This window comes from Streptomyces sp. NRRL S-337 (genome assembly GCF_000720175.1).
GTDB classification, from domain to species: Bacteria; Actinomycetota; Actinomycetes; order Streptomycetales; family Streptomycetaceae; genus Streptomyces; species Streptomyces siderophoricus.
On record NZ_JOIX01000044.1, the window covers coordinates 1 to 17,151 of the forward strand.

Sequence of the window (17,151 nt, forward strand, 5' to 3'; positions counted from 1 at the left end):
CCGGTTGTGTGGGCTTCGCTTCCAAGGACTCAATAAGGAGCGAAGGCGGAGCGCAGCGGAGCGTAAAGCGTCAGCAGTCCACACAACCGGCCCCGGAGGTCCGTCACCGCACCCGACACCCACCCAGCCCGCCGCAGGCGCAACGGTGACCAGGCCCAACGGTGGGACAGGCGGGTACGTGGGAGGCGCCGCCAAGCGCAACGGAGAGCGAGCCCCGCGGCGGGACGGACGGGTACGTGGGAGGAAAGCCAAGCGCAGCGGACGGGTACGTGGGGATCACTGCCGCCGCAACAGGCGAGACGCCCCCGCTGCCACCGTTGTTGCCAGGACCCAGCCCGCCATGATGAGGATCGCCGCGACCCACTGGGCGGTTCCTCCTGGTTTCCAGGCGGTGTCCTGGTTGAGGTCGATGACCGGGAGGAGGAGGTCGAGGGCGTAGAGGTACGGGTTCCAGGGGGGTGCTTCGCCCGCCTTGAGGGGTGGGGGCGGGGTCATCGAGAAGTAGGCCGTGCCGATGGCCCAGAGGATGGCCATCCAGACCGCGGCGCGGCCGGGGCGGTAGCCGTAGGCGACGGTCCAGTCCTGGAGGAAGCCCCACGCCTTCGCGGCCAGCGGCAGCGTCTCGCGGCGGCGGCGCTGCTTGGCCAGCAGGACCTCGCGGGCGTCTGCGTCCTCGCCGCTGGCGCGCAGCGAGGCGGCGAGCATCTCGTAGGGCTCGGGCGCGTATTCGGGGGTGGCCGCGGCGACCCATTGGAGGCGCAGCGCCAGCGGGAAGTGGCCGCGCGGTATCAGCGTCTCGTACGCGAAGCCGGCCATCCACAGGCCGCCGAGGCCCGGCCAGCTCGCGGATTTGTCGACGAGGTTGACGACCCGGGCGCCGGAGAGGATCACCCGGCCGCGCTGTGGCCGCTCGCCGAGGAAGCGCAGCTCCGGGGTCTGGATCCGGCGCAGCGACAGCTCCTGGTCGGACTCCATGACGAACCGGGCGTGCTCGAAGTCGACCGCGTCGCCGAACCGGCCGTCGTCCAGCCGCATCCCGCCCTCGCACTCGAAGCGCTGCATACGGGTGCCGCGGGGCGGGGTGTTGGTGATGCCGTACGGGGGAGTGGCGCCGCTGGAGAACGGGGAGTTCGCCAGGCCCGCGGCGGTCAGGTAGAGGGTGCGCTCGACGGTCAGCTGCGGGGCGTTCAGCGCCCGGCGGCCGAAGGGGTTGCTCAGGTGGCTGCCGCGCAGGCTCAGCGAGACCCCGACCGTGGCGCCGCGCAGCGACAGTTCGCCGTAGGACTCCAGCATCTCGGCCTGCAGGTCCTGGGCGACGGTCAGGCCGTCCGCCATGATGGACCGGCCCTGGCGGTCCTTGTGGACCACGGTCTGGTTGAGCATGAGGTCGGTGCCGATGTGGGCGTCGCTGAGCCGGATGCCGGACTGCACGACGCACCGCGGCAGATGCAGATCGCCCTCGGTGTGCAGCCGGGCGGCCTCCAGCCGGGGGATCGCGCAGTTCACCATCCGCAGCGTGCTGAACCGGCTCTCCGGCAGCACCACCTCGGCCTCGAAGCGGCAGTCCCGCAGCTCCACGAATGGCTTGATCGTGCCGCCCGCCACGTCGAGAGTGTCCGTGATGTACGCGCCGGTGAGCTTCAGCGCCGAGACCCGGCCCGGCTGCGCCGGCGGGCCGTCGAGCAGCAGCAGCGCCACCACCCGGGCCCGCACCCGGCGTTCCGGGCCCCACAGGTGCTGGCCGTGCGGATCGTCGCGGATCGGGTCCCCGATGTGCAGATCGCAGGTGCTGCCGTTGCGGAACGCCTGCCACATGCTCCATTCCGCCGAGGTCAGCCGCAGGTCGGCGGGCGCGTCGCCGTCCCTGGTCTCCGTCACTGTGTCCCCCTTGCTGTCCCGTGGTCCGCCGCGGCGCGTGCCTGCTCCGCCGCCTTCGCGTGTCGCAACCTGTTCGGACGCATTCCGTGCGCCGGTCCGCGCGCGTCCCGCAGCCGCTCCCGCAGGTCTCCCCGTACGCCGCTACGTGGCCCTTGCCCGCCCGGTGACCGGTTGAACACGCGTGGTCAGGGCCAACTCCGGTCAACTTCGCGGCGCGCTGTCACCGTGCGTCCGGCCCCCGCGTCGCTGTGTATCACCCAGTGATACGGGCGGCCGGGCGCGGGAGCGGGTCTGAGACACTGGGGACGTGATCTCCCGAATCGATCTGCGCGGTGACGCCCTTCCCGAGGGCGGCGCCCTGCGCGACCTGCTGCCCCGTGCCGAGTTCGACGTGGAAGCCGCCCTGGAGAAGGTGCGGCCGATCTGCGAGGACGTGCATCATCGTGGCGACGCGGCGCTGATCGAGTACGCGGAGAAGTTCGACGGGGTCACGCTCGACCAGGTCCGGGTGCCGGCCGCCGCGCTCACCCGTGCCCTGGAGGAGCTCGACCCGGCCGTGCGCGCGAGCCTGGAGGAGTCCATCCGCCGCGCCCGCATCGTGCACCGCGCCCAGCGCCGCGCCCCGCACACCACCCAGGTCGTCCCCGGCGGCACGGTCACCGAGAAGTGGGTGCCGGTCGAGCGGGTCGGGCTGTACGCCCCGGGCGGCCGCTCGGTCTACCCGTCGTCCGTGATCATGAACGCCGTCCCGGCGCAGGAGGCAGGCGTCCCCTCGACGGCGCTGGCGTCCCCGCCGCAGAAGGAGCACGGCGGTCTGCCGCACCCGACGATCCTCGCCGCCTGCGCGCTGCTCGGCATCGACGAGGTGTACGCCGCCGGCGGCGCCCAGGCCGTCGCGATGTTCGCGTACGGCACCGAGACCTGCGCCCCGGCCAACATGGTCACCGGCCCCGGCAACATCTGGGTCGCCGCCGCCAAGCGGTACTTCACCGGACGCATCGGCATCGACACCGAGGCCGGCCCGACCGAGATCGCCGTCCTCGCCGACGACACCGCCGACGCCTCGCACGTCGCCGCCGACCTGATCAGCCAGGCCGAGCACGACCCGCTGGCCGCCGCGGTCCTGGTCACCGACTCCGTCGAGCTCGCCGAGGCCGTCGAGAAGGAGCTGGAGCCGCAGGTCGCCGCGACCCGGCACGTCGACGACCGGATCGTCCCGGCGCTGACCGGCAAGCAGTCCGCGATCGTGCTGGTGGACGGCGTCGAGGAGGGCCTGCGGGTCGTCGACGCGTACGGCGCGGAGCACCTGGAGATCCAGACCGCGGACGCCGCCGCCGTCGCCCAGCGGGTGCGAAACGCCGGCGCGATCTTCGTCGGCCCGTGGGCGCCGGTCTCGCTCGGCGACTACTGCGCGGGCTCCAACCACGTGCTGCCCACCGGCGGCTGCGCCTGCCACTCCTCGGGACTGTCCGTCCAGTCGTTCCTGCGCGGCATCCACATCGTCGACTACACCAAGGACGCGCTGGCCGAGGTCGCGCACCACGTCGTGACGCTGGCCGAGGCGGAGGACCTGCCCGCACACGGCGCGGCCGTCAAGGCCCGGTTCGGCTGGAAGGTCCCCGAAGGCAAGTGACGCGAACGAAGCAAGGCACCACATCCATGACCCGCAACTCCGCAGTGGCCGGCCTGGACGACCTCCCGGTGCGCGACGAACTCCGCGGCAAGTCCCCTTACGGCGCCCCGCAGCTGGACGTCCCGGTACGGCTGAACACCAACGAGAACCCCTACCCGCTGCCCGAGCCGCTGGTCGAGCGGATCGCGGAGCGGGTGCGCGAGGCCGCCCGCGACCTCAACCGCTACCCGGACCGGGACGCGGTCGAGCTGCGCACCGAGCTGGCCGCGTATCTGACGAGGACCGGCAAGTACCCCCTCGGCATCGAGAACGTCTGGGCCGCCAACGGCTCCAACGAGGTCATCCAGCAGCTGCTGCAGACCTTCGGGGGGCCGGGCCGCACCGCGATCGGCTTCGAGCCCTCGTACTCGATGCACTCGCTCATCGCGCGCGGCACGGGCACCGGCTGGATCTCCGGTCCGCGCAACGACGACTTCACCCTCGACGTGCCGGCGGCCGAGCGGGCCATCGCCGAGCACCGCCCCGACGTCGTCTTCATCACCACCCCCAACAACCCCACCGGTAACGCCGTCCCGGCCGAGGCGGTGCTCGCCCTGTACGAGGCGGCCCAGGCGGCCAAGGCCGCGACCGCCGGGGCGATCGTCGTGGTCGACGAGGCGTACATCGAGTTCAGCCACGGCGACTCGCTGCTGCCGCTGCTCGCCGGGCGCCCCCACCTCGTCGTCTCCCGCACGATGTCGAAGGCCTTCGGCGCGGCCGGGCTGCGCCTCGGCTACCTCGCCGCGGACCCGGCGGTGGTGGACGCCGTCCAGCTCGTACGGCTGCCGTACCACCTCTCGGCGGTCACCCAGGCCACCGCGCTGGCCGCGCTGGAGCACACCGACACCCTGCTGAAGTACGTCGAGCAGCTGAAGTCGGAGCGGGACCGGCTGGTCACCGAGCTGCGCGCGATCGGCTACGACGTCACCCCGTCCGACGCCAACTTCGTGCAGTTCGGGCGGTTCGAGGACGCGCACGCGGCCTGGCAGCGGATCCTCGACCACGGCGTGCTGGTCCGCGACAACGGCGTACCGGGGTGGCTGCGGGTCTCCGCCGGCACCCCGGAGGAGAACGACGCGTTCCTCGACGCGGTACGTGAACTCAAGAAGGAGCCCCAGGCATGAACCGCGTAGGACGCGTGGAGCGCACCACCAAGGAGACCTCGGTCCTCGTCGAGATAGACCTCGACGGCACCGGGCGGACCGACATCGCCACCGGTGTCGGCTTCTACGACCACATGCTCGACCAGCTCGGCCGGCACGGTCTGTTCGACCTCACCGTGAAGACCGACGGCGACCTCCACATCGACTCCCACCACACCATCGAGGACACCGCCCTCGCGCTCGGCGCCGCCTTCAAGCAGGCGCTGGGCGACAAGGTGGGGATCTACCGCTTCGGCAACTGCACGGTGCCGCTGGACGAGTCCCTCGCCCAGGTGACCGTCGACCTCTCCGGCCGCCCGTACCTCGTGCACACCGAGCCCGAGAAGATGGCGCCGATGATCGGCGAGTACGACACCACGATGACCCGGCACATCCTGGAGTCCTTCGTGGCCCAGGCGCAGATCGCGCTGCACGTGCACGTCCCGTACGGGCGCAACGCCCACCACATCGTGGAGTGCCAGTTCAAGGCCCTGGCCCGGGCCCTGCGCTACGCCAGCGAGCGCGACCCGCGCGCGGCCGGGATCATCCCGTCGACCAAGGGAGCCCTGTAGTCCCGTGAATGGCCTGTCGACCGTCTTCATCCTGCTCGGGCTCTTCCTCCTCGGCGGCGTCTACTCCTTCTGGAAGCAGCAGCTGCCCAAGAGCCTGATCGTGCTGCTCTCCGTCGGCTCGGCGATGTGCCTGGCCGCCGGTGTGCTGCGGCTGGAGGTGTGGAATTGACCGCCCCGTCCTCCCGTAAGAAGGTCGTCGTCCTCGACTACGGCTTCGGCAACGTCCGTTCCGCGGAGCGCGCGCTGGCGCATGTCGGCGCGGACGTGGAGATCACCCGGGACTTCGACCGGGCGATGAACGCCGAGGGGCTGCTGGTCCCCGGTGTGGGTGCGTTCGCCGCCTGCATGCGCGGGCTGCAGGAGGCCCGCGGCGACTGGATCGTCGGGCGCCGGCTGGCCGGCGGCCGCCCGGTCATGGGCATCTGCGTCGGCATGCAGGTCCTCTTCGGCCGCGGCATCGAGCACGGCGTGGAGACCGAAGGCCTGGACGAGTGGCCGGGCACGGTCGGCCCGCTCAAGGCCGACATCGTCCCGCACATGGGCTGGAACACCGTCGACGCCCCCGAGGGCTCGCGGCTGTTCGCCGGGCTGCCCGCCGACGCCCGCTACTACTTCGTGCACTCCTACGCAGTGCACGACTGGGAGCTGGAGATCGGCAACCCGCACCTCGCCGCACCGAAGGTCACCTGGGCCACGCACGGCGAGCCGTTCGTGGCCGCGGTCGAGAACGGCCCGCTGTGGGCCACCCAGTTCCACCCCGAGAAGTCCGGCGACGCCGGTGCCCAGCTCCTGACCAACTGGATCGAAACGCTGTGAACGCTGTGAACACGCTTGAACTGCTGCCCGCCGTCGACGTCCGCGACGGCCAGGCCGTCCGCCTCGTGCACGGCGAGTCCGGCTCCGAGACCTCCTACGGCGACCCGCTGGAGGCGGCCCTCGCCTGGCAGCGGGCCGGCGCCGAGTGGCTGCACCTCGTCGACCTCGACGCGGCCTTCGGCACCGGCGACAACCGCGCGCAGATCGCCGAGGTGGCCCGCTCGATGGACATCAAGGTCGAGCTGTCCGGCGGCATCCGCGACGACGCCTCGCTCGCCGCGGCGCTGGCCACCGGCTGCACCCGGGTCAACATCGGCACCGCGGCGCTGGAGAACCCCGAGTGGGTCGCCAAGATCATCGCCGAGTACGGCGACCGGATCGCGGTCGGCCTGGACGTCCGGGGGACGACGCTGCGCGGCCGCGGCTGGACCCGCGACGGCGGCGACCTCTACGAGACGCTGGCCCGCCTGGACTCCGAGGGCTGCGCCCGGTACGTCGTCACCGACATCAACAAGGACGGCACCCTCCAGGGCCCCAACCTGGAGCTGCTGAGGAACGTCTGCGCCGCCACCGACCGCCCCGTCGTCGCCTCCGGCGGCGTCTCCTCCCTCGACGACCTGCGGGCCATCGCGGGCCTGGTACCGGAGGGCGTCGAGGGCGCGATCGTCGGCAAGGCGCTCTACACGAAGGCGTTCACCCTGGAGGAAGCCCTGGAGGCGGTGTCCCGATGAGCGAGGCCGTGCGGCGCGTCCAGTCCGACAGCCCCTGGGAGGGGGCCTTCGGCCATGCACGCGCCGTCGCGGCCGGGGACCGGGTCCTGGTCGCCGGCACCCTGCCGTTCACCGGCACGGTGCTGCACGGCGAGGGGGACCCGTACGAACAGGCGCTCGCGGCCTTCCGGCAGGGCCTCGACGCGCTGAGGGAATTCGGCCTGGGCGCCGAATCCGTCATCCGCACCCGCATGTACCTCACCCATGTGCGCGACGTGGACGCCGTCGGCCGGGCCCACAAGGAGCTCTTCGACGCCGTGCGGCCCGCCGCGACCGTGCTCGTGGTCTCCGGCTTCGTCGATCCGCGGGTGCTGGTGCAGATCGAACTCGAAGCATTCCGCGACAGCGCAACCCCGGGGGGCGCACCCCGGGTCCCCGAAGGAGAACCGCGATGACCCTGGCGGTCCGAGTCATCCCTTGCCTGGACGTCGACAACGGCCGGGTCGTCAAGGGCGTCAACTTCCAGAACCTCCGCGACGCCGGCGACCCCGTCGAGATGGCCAAGATCTACGGCGAGGAGGGCGCCGACGAGCTGACCTTCCTCGACATCACCGCCTCCTCCGGCAACCGCGAGACCACCTACGACGTGGTCCGCCGGACCGCCGAACAGGTCTTCATCCCGCTCACCGTCGGCGGTGGCGTCCGCACCCCCGAGGACGTCGACAAACTCCTCCGCGCCGGCGCCGACAAGGTCGGCGTCAACACCGCCGCCATCGCCCGCCCCGACGTGATCCGCGAGATCGCCGAACGCTTCGGCAGCCAGGTCCTGGTCCTGTCGGTCGACGCCCGCCGCACCGACGCCGGCACGCCGTCCGGCTTCGAGGTCACCACCCACGGCGGCCGCCGCGGCACCGGCATCGACGCGGTCGAATGGGCCCACCGCGCCGCCGAACTCGGCGCCGGCGAGATCCTGCTGAACTCCATGGACGCCGACGGCACCAAGGACGGCTACGACGTCGAGATGATCGAGGCGGTCCGCAAGCACGTCACCGTCCCGGTCATCGCCTCCGGCGGCGCCGGCAAGCTCTCCCACTTCCCCCCGGCCGTCGCCGCCGGCGCCGACGCGGTCCTCGCCGCCTCGGTCTTCCACTTCGGCGACCTCCGCATCAGCGAGGTCAAGCAGACCCTGCGCGAGGCGGGGCACCCGGTGCGCTGACCTGAGGTGCCCCGCCCCGGCCGGGGCGGGCGCTCAGCGCCCCTTGCCGACCGCCCGGACGAACTCGCGGTTCATCCTCGTGATGCTGAACAGCGGGATGCCCTTGGGGCAGGCGGTGGCGCATTCGCCGGTCAGCGTGCAGCCGCCGAAGCCCTCCTCGTCCATCTGGGCCACCATGTCCAGGACCCGGGACTCGCGTTCCGGGGCGCCCTGCGGCAGGACGTTGAGGTGGTTGACCTTGGCGGAGGTGAAGAGCATCGCCGCCCCGTTCGGGCAAGCGGCGACACACGCCCCGCAGCCGATGCACTCGGCGTGCTCGAAGGCGTGGTCGGCGTCCGGCTTCGGCACGGGCGTGGCGTGCGCGTCCGGTGCGGAGCCGGTGGGGGCGGTGATGTAGCCGCCGGCCTGGATGATCCGGTCGAAGGCGGAGCGGTCGACGACCAGGTCCTTGATCACCGGGAAGGCGGACGCCCGCCACGGCTCGATGTCGATGGTGTCGCCGTCCTGGAAGGACCGCATGTGCAGCTGGCAGGTGGTGGTGCTTCCCCAAGCTCTCGAATCCGCTCGAGCAGGGGAGACCCCATTCGGGCCGTGCGCGTCGCCGTTGATGACGAGCGAGCAGGCGCCGCAGATGCCCTCGCGGCAGTCGTGGTCGAAGGCGACCGGGTCCTCGCCCCGGAGGATGAGCTCCTCGTTGAGCGTGTCCAGCATCTCCAGGAAGGACATGTCGGACGAGATGCCGTCCACCTCGTACGTGGACATGGCGCCTTCGGCGTCGGCGTTCTTCTGGCGCCAGACGCGCAGGATGAGCCTCATGCGTAGCTCCGCTGGGTGGGGTGGACGTACTCGAAGACCAGGTCTTCCTTGTGGAGGGTCGGGGCCTCGCCCGTACCCGTGAACTCCCAGGCGGCCGCGTAGGAGAACTCGTCGTCCCTGCGGGCCGCTTCGCCGTCCGGGGTCTGCGACTCCTCGCGGAAGTGGCCGCCGCAGGACTCGGCCCGGTGCAGCGCGTCGAGGCACATGAGCTCGGCGAGCTCCAGGTAGTCGACGATGCGGTTGGCCTTCTCCAGGGACTGGTTGAACTCCGCACCGGTGCCGGGCACCTTGATGCGGCGCCAGAACTCCTCGCGGACCTGGGGGATGCGCTCCAGCGCCTTCCGCAGGCCCTCGTCGGTGCGTGCCATACCGCAGAACTCCCACATCAGCTCGCCGAGTTCGCGGTGGAAGGAGTCCGGCGTGCGGTCGCCGTCGACGGCCAGGAGGAGGTGCAGACGGTCCTCGGTCTCGGCGAGGACTTCCTGGACGACCGGGTGGTCGGCGCCGATCTCGTCCCCGTGCGGATGGCGTGCCAGGTAGTCGTTGATGGTGGAGGGCAGCACGAAGTAGCCGTCGGCGAGGCCCTGCATGAGGGCGGACGCGCCGAGCCGGTTGGCGCCGTGGTCGGAGAAGTTGGCCTCGCCGATCGCGAACAGGCCGGGGACGGTGGTCTGCAGGTCGTAGTCGACCCACAACCCGCCCATCGTGTAGTGCACGGCGGGGTAGATCCGCATCGGCACCTCGTACGGATCCTCGTCGGTGATCCGCTGGTACATGTCGAAGAGGTTGCCGTACTTGGCCTCGACGGCCCCCCGGCCCATCCGCGCGATCGCGTCGGCGAAGTCCAGGTACACGCCCTGCCCGCCGGGGCCCACCCCCCGCCCCTCGTCGCAGACGTTCTTCGCGGCGCGCGAGGCGATGTCGCGGGGGACGAGGTTGCCGAAGGACGGGTAGACGCGCTCCAGGTAGTAGTCGCGCTCGTCCTCGGGGATCCTGTTCGGCGGCCGGTCGTCGCCCTTCGCCTTCGGCACCCAGATCCGGCCGTCGTTGCGCAGCGACTCACTCATCAGCGTCAGCTTCGACTGGTGGTCGCCGGTGCGCGGGATGCAGGTCGGGTGGATCTGCGTGAAGCAGGGGTTGGCGAAGTACGCGCCGCGCCGGTGCGCCCGCCAGATCGCGGTCGCGTTGGAGTTCATGGCGTTCGTCGACAGGTAGAAGACGTTGCCGTAGCCGCCGGAGGCGAGCACCACCGCGTCCGCGAAGTACGTGTCGATCGCGCCGGTGATCAGGTCACGGGCCACGATGCCCCGGGCCCGGCCGTCGACGACGATCAGGTCCAGCATCTCGGTCCGCGGGTGCATCGTCACGTTCCCGGCCGCGATCTGCCGGGACAGCGCCTGATAGGCGCCGAGCAGCAGCTGCTGGCCCGTCTGGCCGCGGGCGTAGAAGGTGCGGGAGACCTGGACACCGCCGAAGGAGCGGGTGTCGAGCAGACCGCCGTACTCGCGGGCGAACGGCACGCCCTGGGCCACGCACTGGTCGATGATCTCGACCGAGATCTGGGCGAGGCGGTGGACGTTGGACTCGCGGGCCCGGAAGTCGCCGCCCTTGACGGTGTCGTAGAAGAGCCGGTGGATCGAGTCGCCGTCGTTGCGGTAGTTCTTCGCCGCGTTGATGCCGCCCTGCGCGGCGATGGAGTGGGCGCGGCGCGGGGAGTCCTGGTAGCAGAACTGCTCGACGTGGTAGCCCTGTTCGGCGAGCGTGGCACCGGCCGCACCGCCGGCGAGCCCGGTGCCGACGACGATGACGGTGTGCTTGCGGCGGTTGGCCGGGTTGACCAGCTTCGCCTCGAAGCGGCGGGTGTCCCAGCGCTCGGCGACCGGTCCGGCCGGCGCCTTGGTGTCCGCGACCGGCTCCCCGGTCGCGTAGTCGGCGTAAGGAGACATGGTCAGCTCACCACTTCGGTCATGACGGCGACGGGTACGGAGACGAAGCCCACCGTCAGCACCAGCGCGAGGACGTTGGCGGTGGTCTTCAGGAGGCGGTCACGGGTGCGGCTGCCGACGCCGAGGCTCTGCGCGGCGCTCCAGAAGCCGTGCCGGACGTGCAGGCCGAGCGCCAGCATCGCGAGGAGGTAGATGACGTTGCCGTACCAGGTGGAGAAGGTGTCCACGACGTTCTGGTACGGGTGGCCGGGCCGGAAGCCGGAGTGCACGGTCCCGGTCGTCAGGTCGAGCAGGTGCCAGACGAGGAACAGGCCGAGGATGATCCCGCCCCAGCGCATGGTGCGGGTCGCGTAGCTCGCGCGCCGCTTCTTGTGCACATATCCGGTGGGGCGCGCCTTGATGTCGCGGCGGCTGAGCTGGTACGCGGACGTGGCGTGGGCGACGACGGCGACGACGAGGACGACGCGGACCAGCCACAGCGTCCACCCGTAGTGCATGAACGGCTCGCCCACCGTGCGCAGCCAGTGCGCGTAGTGGTCGAACTCGCCCGGCCCGAAGAAGATCTTCAGGTTCCCGATCATGTGGACGACCAGGTAGAGCAGCATGATCAGCCCGCTCACGGCCATCACCGTCTTCTTGCCGACGGTCGAGCCCCAGAGCGTCGGCCCGCCCGTCGCCCGGCCACCACCCCTCATCGAGCGCTGTCGCGCGCCGCCCGTCTTCGACGGCCGTCGGTCCGTCCGTATGCCCAGTGCCATGGGACCCGACCGTAAGCAGCGGTCCGCCATCAGTCCAAGACATGCTCCGGCTCATCTCCATAGGCTGGGCCTATCGATGCCGTACCGTCGCCTCATGCAGCTGCAGCAGCTCCGCTACTTCACCGCGGTCGCCGACACCCGCCACTTCACCCGCGCCGCCGAGCGCGAACACGTCGCCCAGCCCTCGCTGTCCCAGCAGATCCGGTCCCTGGAACGGGAGCTGGGCGCCGAGCTCTTCCACCGCGCCCGCGGCCACATCACCCTCACCGACGCCGGCGAGACCCTGCTGCCGCTCGCCCGCCGGATCCTCGCCGACGCCGAGACCGCCCGCCGCGAGGTCCAGGAGGTCGCCCAGCTGCGCCGCGGCCGGCTGCGGCTCGGCGCCCCGCCCAGCCTCTGCGCGAGCCTCGTCCCCGACGTCCTGAGCGCCTTCCACACGGCCTATCCCGGCGTCGACCTGATCGTCACCGAGGACGGCTCCCAGGACCTGGTACGCGCCCTGGCCGACGGCGCGCTCGACCTCGCCCTGATCATCACCCCGCTGCCCGTCCAGGCCCCCGCCCTGGCCACCTCCGAGCTGCTGCGCGAGGAACTGGTCGTGGTCTCCGCCCCGGACCGGCCCGCACCGGCGACCGGCCGGCGCACCAGGATCCGCGTCGAGGACCTCCGCGGCCGCCCGCTGGCCATGTTCCGCCGCGGCTACGACCTGCGGGAATTCACCACCGCGGCGTGCCGCGCGGCCGGCTTCGAGCCGACCTTCACCGTCGAGGGCGGCGAGATGGACGCGGTCCTCGGCTTCGTCCGCGCCGGGCTGGGCATCGCCGTCGTGCCCAGCATGGTCGCCGAACGCTCCGGCCTGCGCATCACCCCCTTCGCCACCCCCGGCATGCACCGCGTCGTCTCCGTCGCCCACCGCGGCGACGTCTCCCCGCCCCGCGCCGCCCGCGAACTGGAACGCATCCTGAAGGCACACCCGGGCCTGGAGCCGTCGCCCGGCCCCGGCGGGCGTTCCGGCCCGTCGCCCACCGCCGCGCGGCGCCGTGGCAGGTGATCGCGACCGGCCGTAGGCTGGCCGTTATGTCGACCCATGCGAAGCGTGAACGACTCCTCCTCGCCGACCTGTTGGAGAGCGCCGGGCCCGAGGCGCCGACGCTCTGCGAGAACTGGACCACCCGGGACCTGGCCGCCCACCTGGTCGTCCGCGAGCGGCGCGCCGACGCCGCCGGCGGGCTGCTGGTCAAACCGCTCGCGGGCCGGCTGCGGCGGGTACAGGCGGAATTCGCGGCCAAGCCGTACGGCGAGCTGATCCACCTGATCAGGACCGGCCCGCCGCGGCTGTCGCCGTTCGCGCTCAAGCCGGTCGACGAGGCGTCCAACACCGTCGAGTTCTACGTCCACGCCGAGGACGTCCGGCGCGCCCGCCCGGAGTGGACCCCGCGCGAGGTGGACCCCGTCTTCGCGGACGCGCTGTGGACCCGGATCGAGCGGATGGCCCGGGTGCTGGGCCGTACGTCACCGGTCGGGCTGGTGCTGCGCCGCCCGGACGGGCGCACGGCGGTCGCCCACCGCGGCACCCCGGTCGTCACGGTCGTCGGCGAGCCGGGCGAGCTGACCATGTTCGCCTTCGGCCGGCAGGAAGCCGCCGACGTGCAGCTGGACGGCGACAAGGAAGCGGTCGACCGGCTGCTGGCCGCGAAGCTCGGCATCTGAGGCGCCTCCGGGCCGACGGGAGCGCCGGCCCCGGGGCGCCGTGCCCTCAGCGGTGCAGCAGCACCAGGACGACCACCACCGCCACCACCACCGCCGCCGCGAACACCGCCCCCAGCACCCGGGCCGCCACCCGCGCGGCCCGGTCCGGCTCCGGCGGCGGGGGCGGTGGTACGGGCGGCGGCGGTTGCGGTGGCATATCTGCAGGATGACAGGGCCCGCACGGCACAATGGAGCCATGAGCAGCAGCCGCACGCCCCTCGCCGACTCCGCACTGGACCCCGCGATCGCCGCCCGCCTCAAGCGCGGCGCCGACGGCCTGGTGCCCGCCATCGCCCAGCAGTACGACACCGGTGAGGTGCTGATGATGGGCTGGATGGACGACGAGGCGCTGCACCGCACCCTGACCACCGGACGCTGCACGTACTGGTCCCGCAGCCGCCAGGAGTACTGGGTCAAGGGCGACACCTCAGGCCACGTCCAGCACGTCAAGTCCGTGGCCCTGGACTGCGACGCGGACACCCTCCTGGTGAAGGTCGACCAGGTCGGCGCCGCCTGCCACACCGGCGCCCGCACCTGCTTCGACGCCGATGTGCTGACGACCGGGGACCCCCGGGACCAGTAGGCTCCGCTGCCATGACCACGGGAACCACCGGCACCGCCCATCCGGACCTCGACACCTTCCGTACGCTCGCCAAGGACCGGCGGGTCGTCCCCGTCACCCGGCGCCTGCTCGCGGACGGCGACACACCCGTCGGGCTGTACCGAAAACTCGCCGCCGAGCGCCCCGGCACCTTCCTGCTGGAATCCGCCGAGAACGGCCGCACGTGGTCGCGCTACTCCTTCATCGGCGTCCGCAGCGCCGCCACCCTCACCACCCGCGACGGCCGGGCGCACTGGCTCGGCACCCCGCCGGTCGGCGTGCCCACCGACGGCGACCCGCTGGCCGCCCTGCGCGCCACCGTCGAGACGCTGCACACCCCGCGTGACCTCATCGAGGGCGCGGGTCTGCCGCCCTTCACCGGCGGCATGGTCGGCTACCTCGGCTACGACATCGTGCGCCGCCTGGAGAAGATCGGTGACAGCACCGCCGACGACCTCCGGCTGCCCGAGCTGACCATGCTGCTCACCTCCGACCTCGCCGTCCTCGACCACTGGAACGGCACGGTCCTGCTGATCGCCAACGCGATCAACCACAACGACCTCGACACCGGCATCGACGAGGCGTACGCCGACGCGGTGGCCCGCCTGGACGCCATGGCCGACGACCTGGCCCGGCCCGCGCCGCCCAGCGCCGCCGCGCTGCCGCCGTCCGAGGTCCCCGCGTACACCGCCGAATGGGGCGGCCCGGCCTACCAGGACGCGGTCGACGACATCAAGGAGCGCATCCGGGCCGGCGAGGCCTTCCAGGTGGTGCCCTCCCAGCGCTTCGAAACCCCTTGTACGGCAAGCGCGTTGGACGTCTACCGCGTGCTGCGGGCCACCAACCCCAGCCCGTACATGTACCTCTTCCGCTTCGAGGCCGCCGACGGCAGCGCCTTCGACGTGGTGGGCTCCAGCCCCGAGGCGCTGGTGAAGGTCGAGGGCGGCCGGGCCATGGTCCACCCCATCGCCGGCACCCGCCCGCGCGGTGCGTCCGTCCAGGAGGACCAGGCCCTCGCCGACGAGCTGCTGGCCGACCCCAAGGAGCGCGCCGAGCACCTGATGCTGGTCGACCTCGGCCGCAACGACCTCGGCCGGGTCTGCGCACCGGGCAGCGTCGAGGTCGTCGACTTCATGTCCATCGAGCGCTACAGCCACGTGATGCACATCGTCTCGACGGTCACCGGGCAGGTCGCCGAGGGCCGCACCGCCTTCGACGTGCTCACCGCCTGCTTCCCGGCCGGCACCCTCTCCGGCGCGCCCAAGCCGCGCGCCATGCAGATCATCGAGGAGCTGGAGCCGACCAAGCGCGGCCTGTACGGCGGCTGCGTGGGCTACCTCGACTTCGCCGGCGACTCCGACACCGCCATCGCGATCCGCACGGCGCTGCTGCGGGACGGCACCGCCTACGTCCAGGCGGGCGCCGGCGTGGTCGCCGACTCCGACCCGGTGGCCGAGGACACCGAGTGCCGCAACAAGGCGGCGGCGGTGCTCCGCGCCGTGCACACCGCCAACCACCTGGGCCGCTAGCCGCCCACCCGCCGGTACCACCCCCGCGCACCGGCCCCCTCCGGCCGGTGCGCGATAGTGGTACGCGTGAGTGCCGCACCGCAGACCCCCGCCACCACCGAGCCGTCGGACGCCACCGAGTCCCCGGACACCGCGCCGTCGGACCCGGCCGCGCCCCCGGCCGGCACCCCGTCCGGTCCGGCCCGGGCCGCCGGCGGCGCCCGGCGCAGCCTCGCGCTCGCGCTGCTGACCGGGGCGGCCGGCGCCGGCCTGGCCCTGCTGTCCTCCGGCCGCACCTGGGCCCGCGGCTCCGCGGTGCTGGCCCAGGGCGAACTGCCGCGCACGGTCACCGGCGCCGACGTCACCGGCGTCCCCGGCGCACTGGCCGTGGTCGGCCTGGCCGCGCTGGTCGCCGTCTTCGCGGTCCGCCGGGCCGGCCGCATCGCCGTCGCCTCGCTGCTGGCACTCAGCGGCACCGGCATCGTCGTCGCCGCCGTGCTCGGCAACGGCGACACCTCCGCACTGCGTGAGAAGGCGGCCACCGCCGTCGGCCTGACCGGCGCCGATGTGCATCACGTCACGCACACCGGCTGGCCCTGGGTGGCCGCGGCCGGCGGTCTGCTGCTGCTCGTCGCCGGCGTCCTGGCGCTGGTCCACGGGCGCCGCTGGCCTGCGATGTCGGGCCGCTACGAGCGCACGCCCGGCGGCGCCCGCGGCCCGCGCCGCGTCCCCGCGGCCCCGGAACTGGACCGCCCGGAGGAGATCTGGAAGTCCCTGGACCGCGGCGAGGACCCCACCCGGTAAAGGGGCCCCGCCCGGCATCGGTGACAATGGACGCCGAGGATCACCGCGCCCGGACCCCGGCGCGATAGAGCAACGAGGAGCACTCATGTCGAGCAGTGGCCACGGACACACCCCCGCAGCCTGGACGGGCGTCATCATCTCGTTCATCGGCTTCTGTGTCGCCGGAGCCTTCATCGTGCTGGGGAGCGTGCCCGGCTTCTGGGCCGGCATGGTGCTGATCGGCGCCGGCGCCGTGGTGGGCGGTCTGATGCGCGCGGCCGGCCTGGGCCAGGAGCCCAAGGGCGCCGCGAAGACCCGTGCCCCCCAGGCGCAGCCGCAGGAGGGCTGAGCCCGCCCCGCACCGGGTGATCCTCCGGACCGCCCTGCCCCCGAAGGCGCCGCTTCCCGGCCCGTACGCCACCCCCGGGTGCCGTACCCGCCGTCCGTGCCCACCCCGTACGGCGGCCGAGAAGCTGCGCCTTCGCGCGTACCCGCGCACAATCGGCACGTGAGCGATCGCGCGGCCGGCGCCCGGCCCCCAGCCCCGCCGGCGGCCGGACTGCCCCGCCGGCTCCGGGCCCCGCTGGGCACCCTGACCGCCGCCCTCGCTGCCTTCGGCTACGTCGGCGCCGTCGACCCCAACCGGCCCGGCCACTACCCCGTGTGCCCGCTGCGGCACCTCACCGGCGTGCTCTGCCCGGCCTGCGGCGGGCTCCGCAGCGCCCATGCCCTCGTCCACGCGGACCTGGGTGCCGCGCTGGCCGCCAACGCCCTCCTGGTGGCCGCCTGTGCCGCCGGTGCGGCCTTCTGGGCCATCTGGTTCGGCCGGGCGGCCCGCGGGCTCCGCACGGCGGGACCGAACCCGCGCGCCGTGCACTGGTGGGCGCTGGGCGGCCTGCTGCTGGTCTTCACGGCCGTCCGCAACCTGCCCTTCGGCAGTGGCCTGGCGCCATGAGCAGCCGGCTCGGAGGTGTCCAGCTTGTG

The 17,151-nt window shown here is 72.6% G+C and carries 20 protein-coding genes; 15 read left to right on the plus strand and 5 right to left on the minus strand.

Going from position 1 to position 17,151, the window contains the following annotated elements:
• Nucleotides 1-276: 276 nt before the first annotated feature.
• Entirely contained in the window at nucleotides 277-1,878 is a 1,602-nt protein-coding gene (locus IG62_RS0126545) for a hypothetical protein (RefSeq protein WP_030808295.1), read from the minus strand.
• Between the two features lie 307 nt (nucleotides 1,879-2,185).
• Here IG62_RS0126545 and hisD point away from each other — a divergent pair, with 307 nt between their 5' ends.
• Genes hisD through hisF form a run of 8 tightly spaced genes read left to right on the plus strand, consistent with a single transcriptional unit; the run spans nucleotide 2,186 to nucleotide 8,006 of the window.
• On the plus strand, nucleotides 2,186-3,511 hold the full coding sequence (gene hisD, locus IG62_RS0126550; protein WP_030808298.1) for a histidinol dehydrogenase: 1,326 nt from the start codon (nucleotides 2,186-2,188) through the stop codon (nucleotides 3,509-3,511).
• A gap of 26 nt (nucleotides 3,512-3,537) precedes the next feature.
• A complete protein-coding gene (locus IG62_RS0126555; protein WP_030808302.1) occupies nucleotides 3,538-4,674 on the plus strand; it encodes a histidinol-phosphate transaminase in 1,137 nt (378 codons plus the stop codon).
• Nucleotides 4,671-5,264 carry an imidazoleglycerol-phosphate dehydratase HisB gene (hisB, locus tag IG62_RS0126560; protein ID WP_030413627.1) on the plus strand — a complete coding sequence of 198 codons (594 nt, stop codon included), beginning with the start codon at nucleotides 4,671-4,673 and terminating at the stop codon, nucleotides 5,262-5,264. Before IG62_RS0126555 ends, hisB begins: the two co-directional genes overlap by 4 nt.
• 4 nt (nucleotides 5,265-5,268) lie before the next feature.
• The gene (locus tag IG62_RS47965) at nucleotides 5,269-5,433 is read left to right on the plus strand and encodes a hypothetical protein (RefSeq protein WP_030413628.1); all 165 of its coding nucleotides are present in this window, start codon (nucleotides 5,269-5,271) and stop codon (nucleotides 5,431-5,433) included.
• Complete coding sequence (hisH, locus tag IG62_RS0126570; RefSeq protein ID WP_030808305.1) at nucleotides 5,430-6,080, plus strand: imidazole glycerol phosphate synthase subunit HisH; 651 nt, start codon at nucleotides 5,430-5,432, stop codon at nucleotides 6,078-6,080. The genes IG62_RS47965 and hisH overlap by 4 nt, the downstream gene beginning before the upstream one ends.
• Nucleotides 6,081-6,085: 5 nt before the next feature.
• A complete protein-coding gene (gene priA, locus IG62_RS0126575; RefSeq protein WP_030808308.1) occupies nucleotides 6,086-6,811 on the plus strand; it encodes a bifunctional 1-(5-phosphoribosyl)-5-((5-phosphoribosylamino)methylideneamino)imidazole-4-carboxamide isomerase/phosphoribosylanthranilate isomerase PriA in 726 nt (241 codons plus the stop codon).
• A complete protein-coding gene (locus IG62_RS0126580) occupies nucleotides 6,808-7,245 on the plus strand; it encodes a RidA family protein (protein WP_051798633.1) in 438 nt (145 codons plus the stop codon). The genes priA and IG62_RS0126580 overlap by 4 nt, the downstream gene beginning before the upstream one ends.
• Complete coding sequence (hisF, locus tag IG62_RS0126585; protein ID WP_030413632.1) at nucleotides 7,242-8,006, plus strand: imidazole glycerol phosphate synthase subunit HisF; 765 nt, start codon at nucleotides 7,242-7,244, stop codon at nucleotides 8,004-8,006. Before IG62_RS0126580 ends, hisF begins: the two co-directional genes overlap by 4 nt.
• Nucleotides 8,007-8,039: 33 nt before the next feature.
• Here the strand turns inward: hisF and IG62_RS0126590 are convergent, their stop codons facing one another.
• Genes IG62_RS0126590 through IG62_RS0126600 form a run of 3 tightly spaced genes read right to left on the minus strand, consistent with a single transcriptional unit; the run spans nucleotide 8,040 to nucleotide 11,526 of the window.
• Complete coding sequence (locus IG62_RS0126590; protein ID WP_030808314.1) at nucleotides 8,040-8,822, minus strand: succinate dehydrogenase/fumarate reductase iron-sulfur subunit; 783 nt, start codon at nucleotides 8,820-8,822, stop codon at nucleotides 8,040-8,042.
• Nucleotides 8,819-10,768 carry a fumarate reductase/succinate dehydrogenase flavoprotein subunit gene (locus IG62_RS0126595; RefSeq protein ID WP_030808317.1) on the minus strand — a complete coding sequence of 650 codons (1,950 nt, stop codon included), beginning with the start codon at nucleotides 10,766-10,768 and terminating at the stop codon, nucleotides 8,819-8,821. Before IG62_RS0126595 ends, IG62_RS0126590 begins: the two co-directional genes overlap by 4 nt.
• 2 nt (nucleotides 10,769-10,770) lie before the next feature.
• Nucleotides 10,771-11,526 (minus strand): succinate dehydrogenase, encoded by a 756-nt coding sequence (locus IG62_RS0126600; RefSeq protein ID WP_030808320.1) that lies wholly within the window; start codon nucleotides 11,524-11,526, stop codon nucleotides 10,771-10,773.
• A gap of 94 nt (nucleotides 11,527-11,620) precedes the next feature.
• On the opposite strand from IG62_RS0126600, the gene IG62_RS0126605 reads away from it, so the two are divergent.
• Nucleotides 11,621-12,577, plus strand: a complete 957-nt coding sequence (locus IG62_RS0126605) for a LysR family transcriptional regulator (RefSeq protein WP_051798635.1) — start codon at nucleotides 11,621-11,623, stop codon at nucleotides 12,575-12,577.
• Nucleotides 12,578-12,603: 26 nt separating this feature from the next.
• Nucleotides 12,604-13,236 (plus strand): TIGR03085 family metal-binding protein, encoded by a 633-nt coding sequence (locus IG62_RS0126610; protein WP_030808326.1) that lies wholly within the window; start codon nucleotides 12,604-12,606, stop codon nucleotides 13,234-13,236.
• Between the two features lie 46 nt (nucleotides 13,237-13,282).
• Here IG62_RS0126610 and IG62_RS47410 read toward each other — a convergent pair whose 3' ends face one another.
• Entirely contained in the window at nucleotides 13,283-13,432 is a 150-nt protein-coding gene (locus IG62_RS47410; protein ID WP_158795122.1) for a hypothetical protein, read from the minus strand.
• Between the two features lie 39 nt (nucleotides 13,433-13,471).
• On the opposite strand from IG62_RS47410, the gene hisI reads away from it, so the two are divergent.
• The 5 genes from hisI (at nucleotide 13,472) to IG62_RS0126640 (ending at nucleotide 17,122) form a co-directional block, all read left to right on the plus strand.
• A complete protein-coding gene (gene hisI / locus IG62_RS0126620; RefSeq protein ID WP_030808329.1) occupies nucleotides 13,472-13,858 on the plus strand; it encodes a phosphoribosyl-AMP cyclohydrolase in 387 nt (128 codons plus the stop codon).
• Nucleotides 13,859-13,869: 11 nt separating this feature from the next.
• Nucleotides 13,870-15,405, plus strand: a complete 1,536-nt coding sequence (locus IG62_RS0126625) for an anthranilate synthase component I (RefSeq protein ID WP_030808332.1) — start codon at nucleotides 13,870-13,872, stop codon at nucleotides 15,403-15,405.
• Between the two features lie 66 nt (nucleotides 15,406-15,471).
• Nucleotides 15,472-16,188 (plus strand): TIGR02234 family membrane protein, encoded by a 717-nt coding sequence (locus tag IG62_RS0126630; protein ID WP_030808335.1) that lies wholly within the window; start codon nucleotides 15,472-15,474, stop codon nucleotides 16,186-16,188.
• 85 nt (nucleotides 16,189-16,273) lie between these two features.
• Nucleotides 16,274-16,516 carry an HGxxPAAW family protein gene (locus tag IG62_RS0126635; protein ID WP_030808345.1) on the plus strand — a complete coding sequence of 81 codons (243 nt, stop codon included), beginning with the start codon at nucleotides 16,274-16,276 and terminating at the stop codon, nucleotides 16,514-16,516.
• 159 nt (nucleotides 16,517-16,675) lie between these two features.
• Nucleotides 16,676-17,122 (plus strand): DUF2752 domain-containing protein, encoded by a 447-nt coding sequence (locus IG62_RS0126640; RefSeq protein WP_030808348.1) that lies wholly within the window; start codon nucleotides 16,676-16,678, stop codon nucleotides 17,120-17,122.
• Nucleotides 17,123-17,151: the final 29 nt, after the last annotated feature.

Excerpts from the sequence above, each read along its gene's own strand:
- IG62_RS0126555 (WP_030808302.1), top strand. The coding sequence starts at position 3,538 with ATGACCCGCAACTCCGCAGTGGCCGGCCTGGACGACCTCCCGGTGCGC.
- hisB (WP_030413627.1), top strand. The coding sequence starts at position 4,671 with ATGAACCGCGTAGGACGCGTGGAGCGCACCACCAAGGAGACCTCGGTC.
- IG62_RS0126580 (WP_051798633.1), top strand. The coding sequence starts at position 6,808 with ATGAGCGAGGCCGTGCGGCGCGTCCAGTCCGACAGCCCCTGGGAGGGG.
- hisF (WP_030413632.1), top strand. The coding sequence starts at position 7,242 with ATGACCCTGGCGGTCCGAGTCATCCCTTGCCTGGACGTCGACAACGGC.
- IG62_RS0126590 (WP_030808314.1), bottom strand. The coding sequence starts at position 8,822 with ATGAGGCTCATCCTGCGCGTCTGGCGCCAGAAGAACGCCGACGCCGAA.
- IG62_RS0126595 (WP_030808317.1), bottom strand. The coding sequence starts at position 10,768 with ATGTCTCCTTACGCCGACTACGCGACCGGGGAGCCGGTCGCGGACACC.
- IG62_RS0126600 (WP_030808320.1), bottom strand. The coding sequence starts at position 11,526 with ATGGCACTGGGCATACGGACGGACCGACGGCCGTCGAAGACGGGCGGC.
- IG62_RS0126605 (WP_051798635.1), top strand. The coding sequence starts at position 11,621 with ATGCAGCTGCAGCAGCTCCGCTACTTCACCGCGGTCGCCGACACCCGC.
- IG62_RS0126610 (WP_030808326.1), top strand. The coding sequence starts at position 12,604 with ATGTCGACCCATGCGAAGCGTGAACGACTCCTCCTCGCCGACCTGTTG.
- IG62_RS47410 (WP_158795122.1), bottom strand. The coding sequence starts at position 13,432 with ATGCCACCGCAACCGCCGCCGCCCGTACCACCGCCCCCGCCGCCGGAG.
- hisI (WP_030808329.1), top strand. The coding sequence starts at position 13,472 with ATGAGCAGCAGCCGCACGCCCCTCGCCGACTCCGCACTGGACCCCGCG.
- IG62_RS0126625 (WP_030808332.1), top strand. The coding sequence starts at position 13,870 with ATGACCACGGGAACCACCGGCACCGCCCATCCGGACCTCGACACCTTC.
- IG62_RS0126635 (WP_030808345.1), top strand. The coding sequence starts at position 16,274 with ATGTCGAGCAGTGGCCACGGACACACCCCCGCAGCCTGGACGGGCGTC.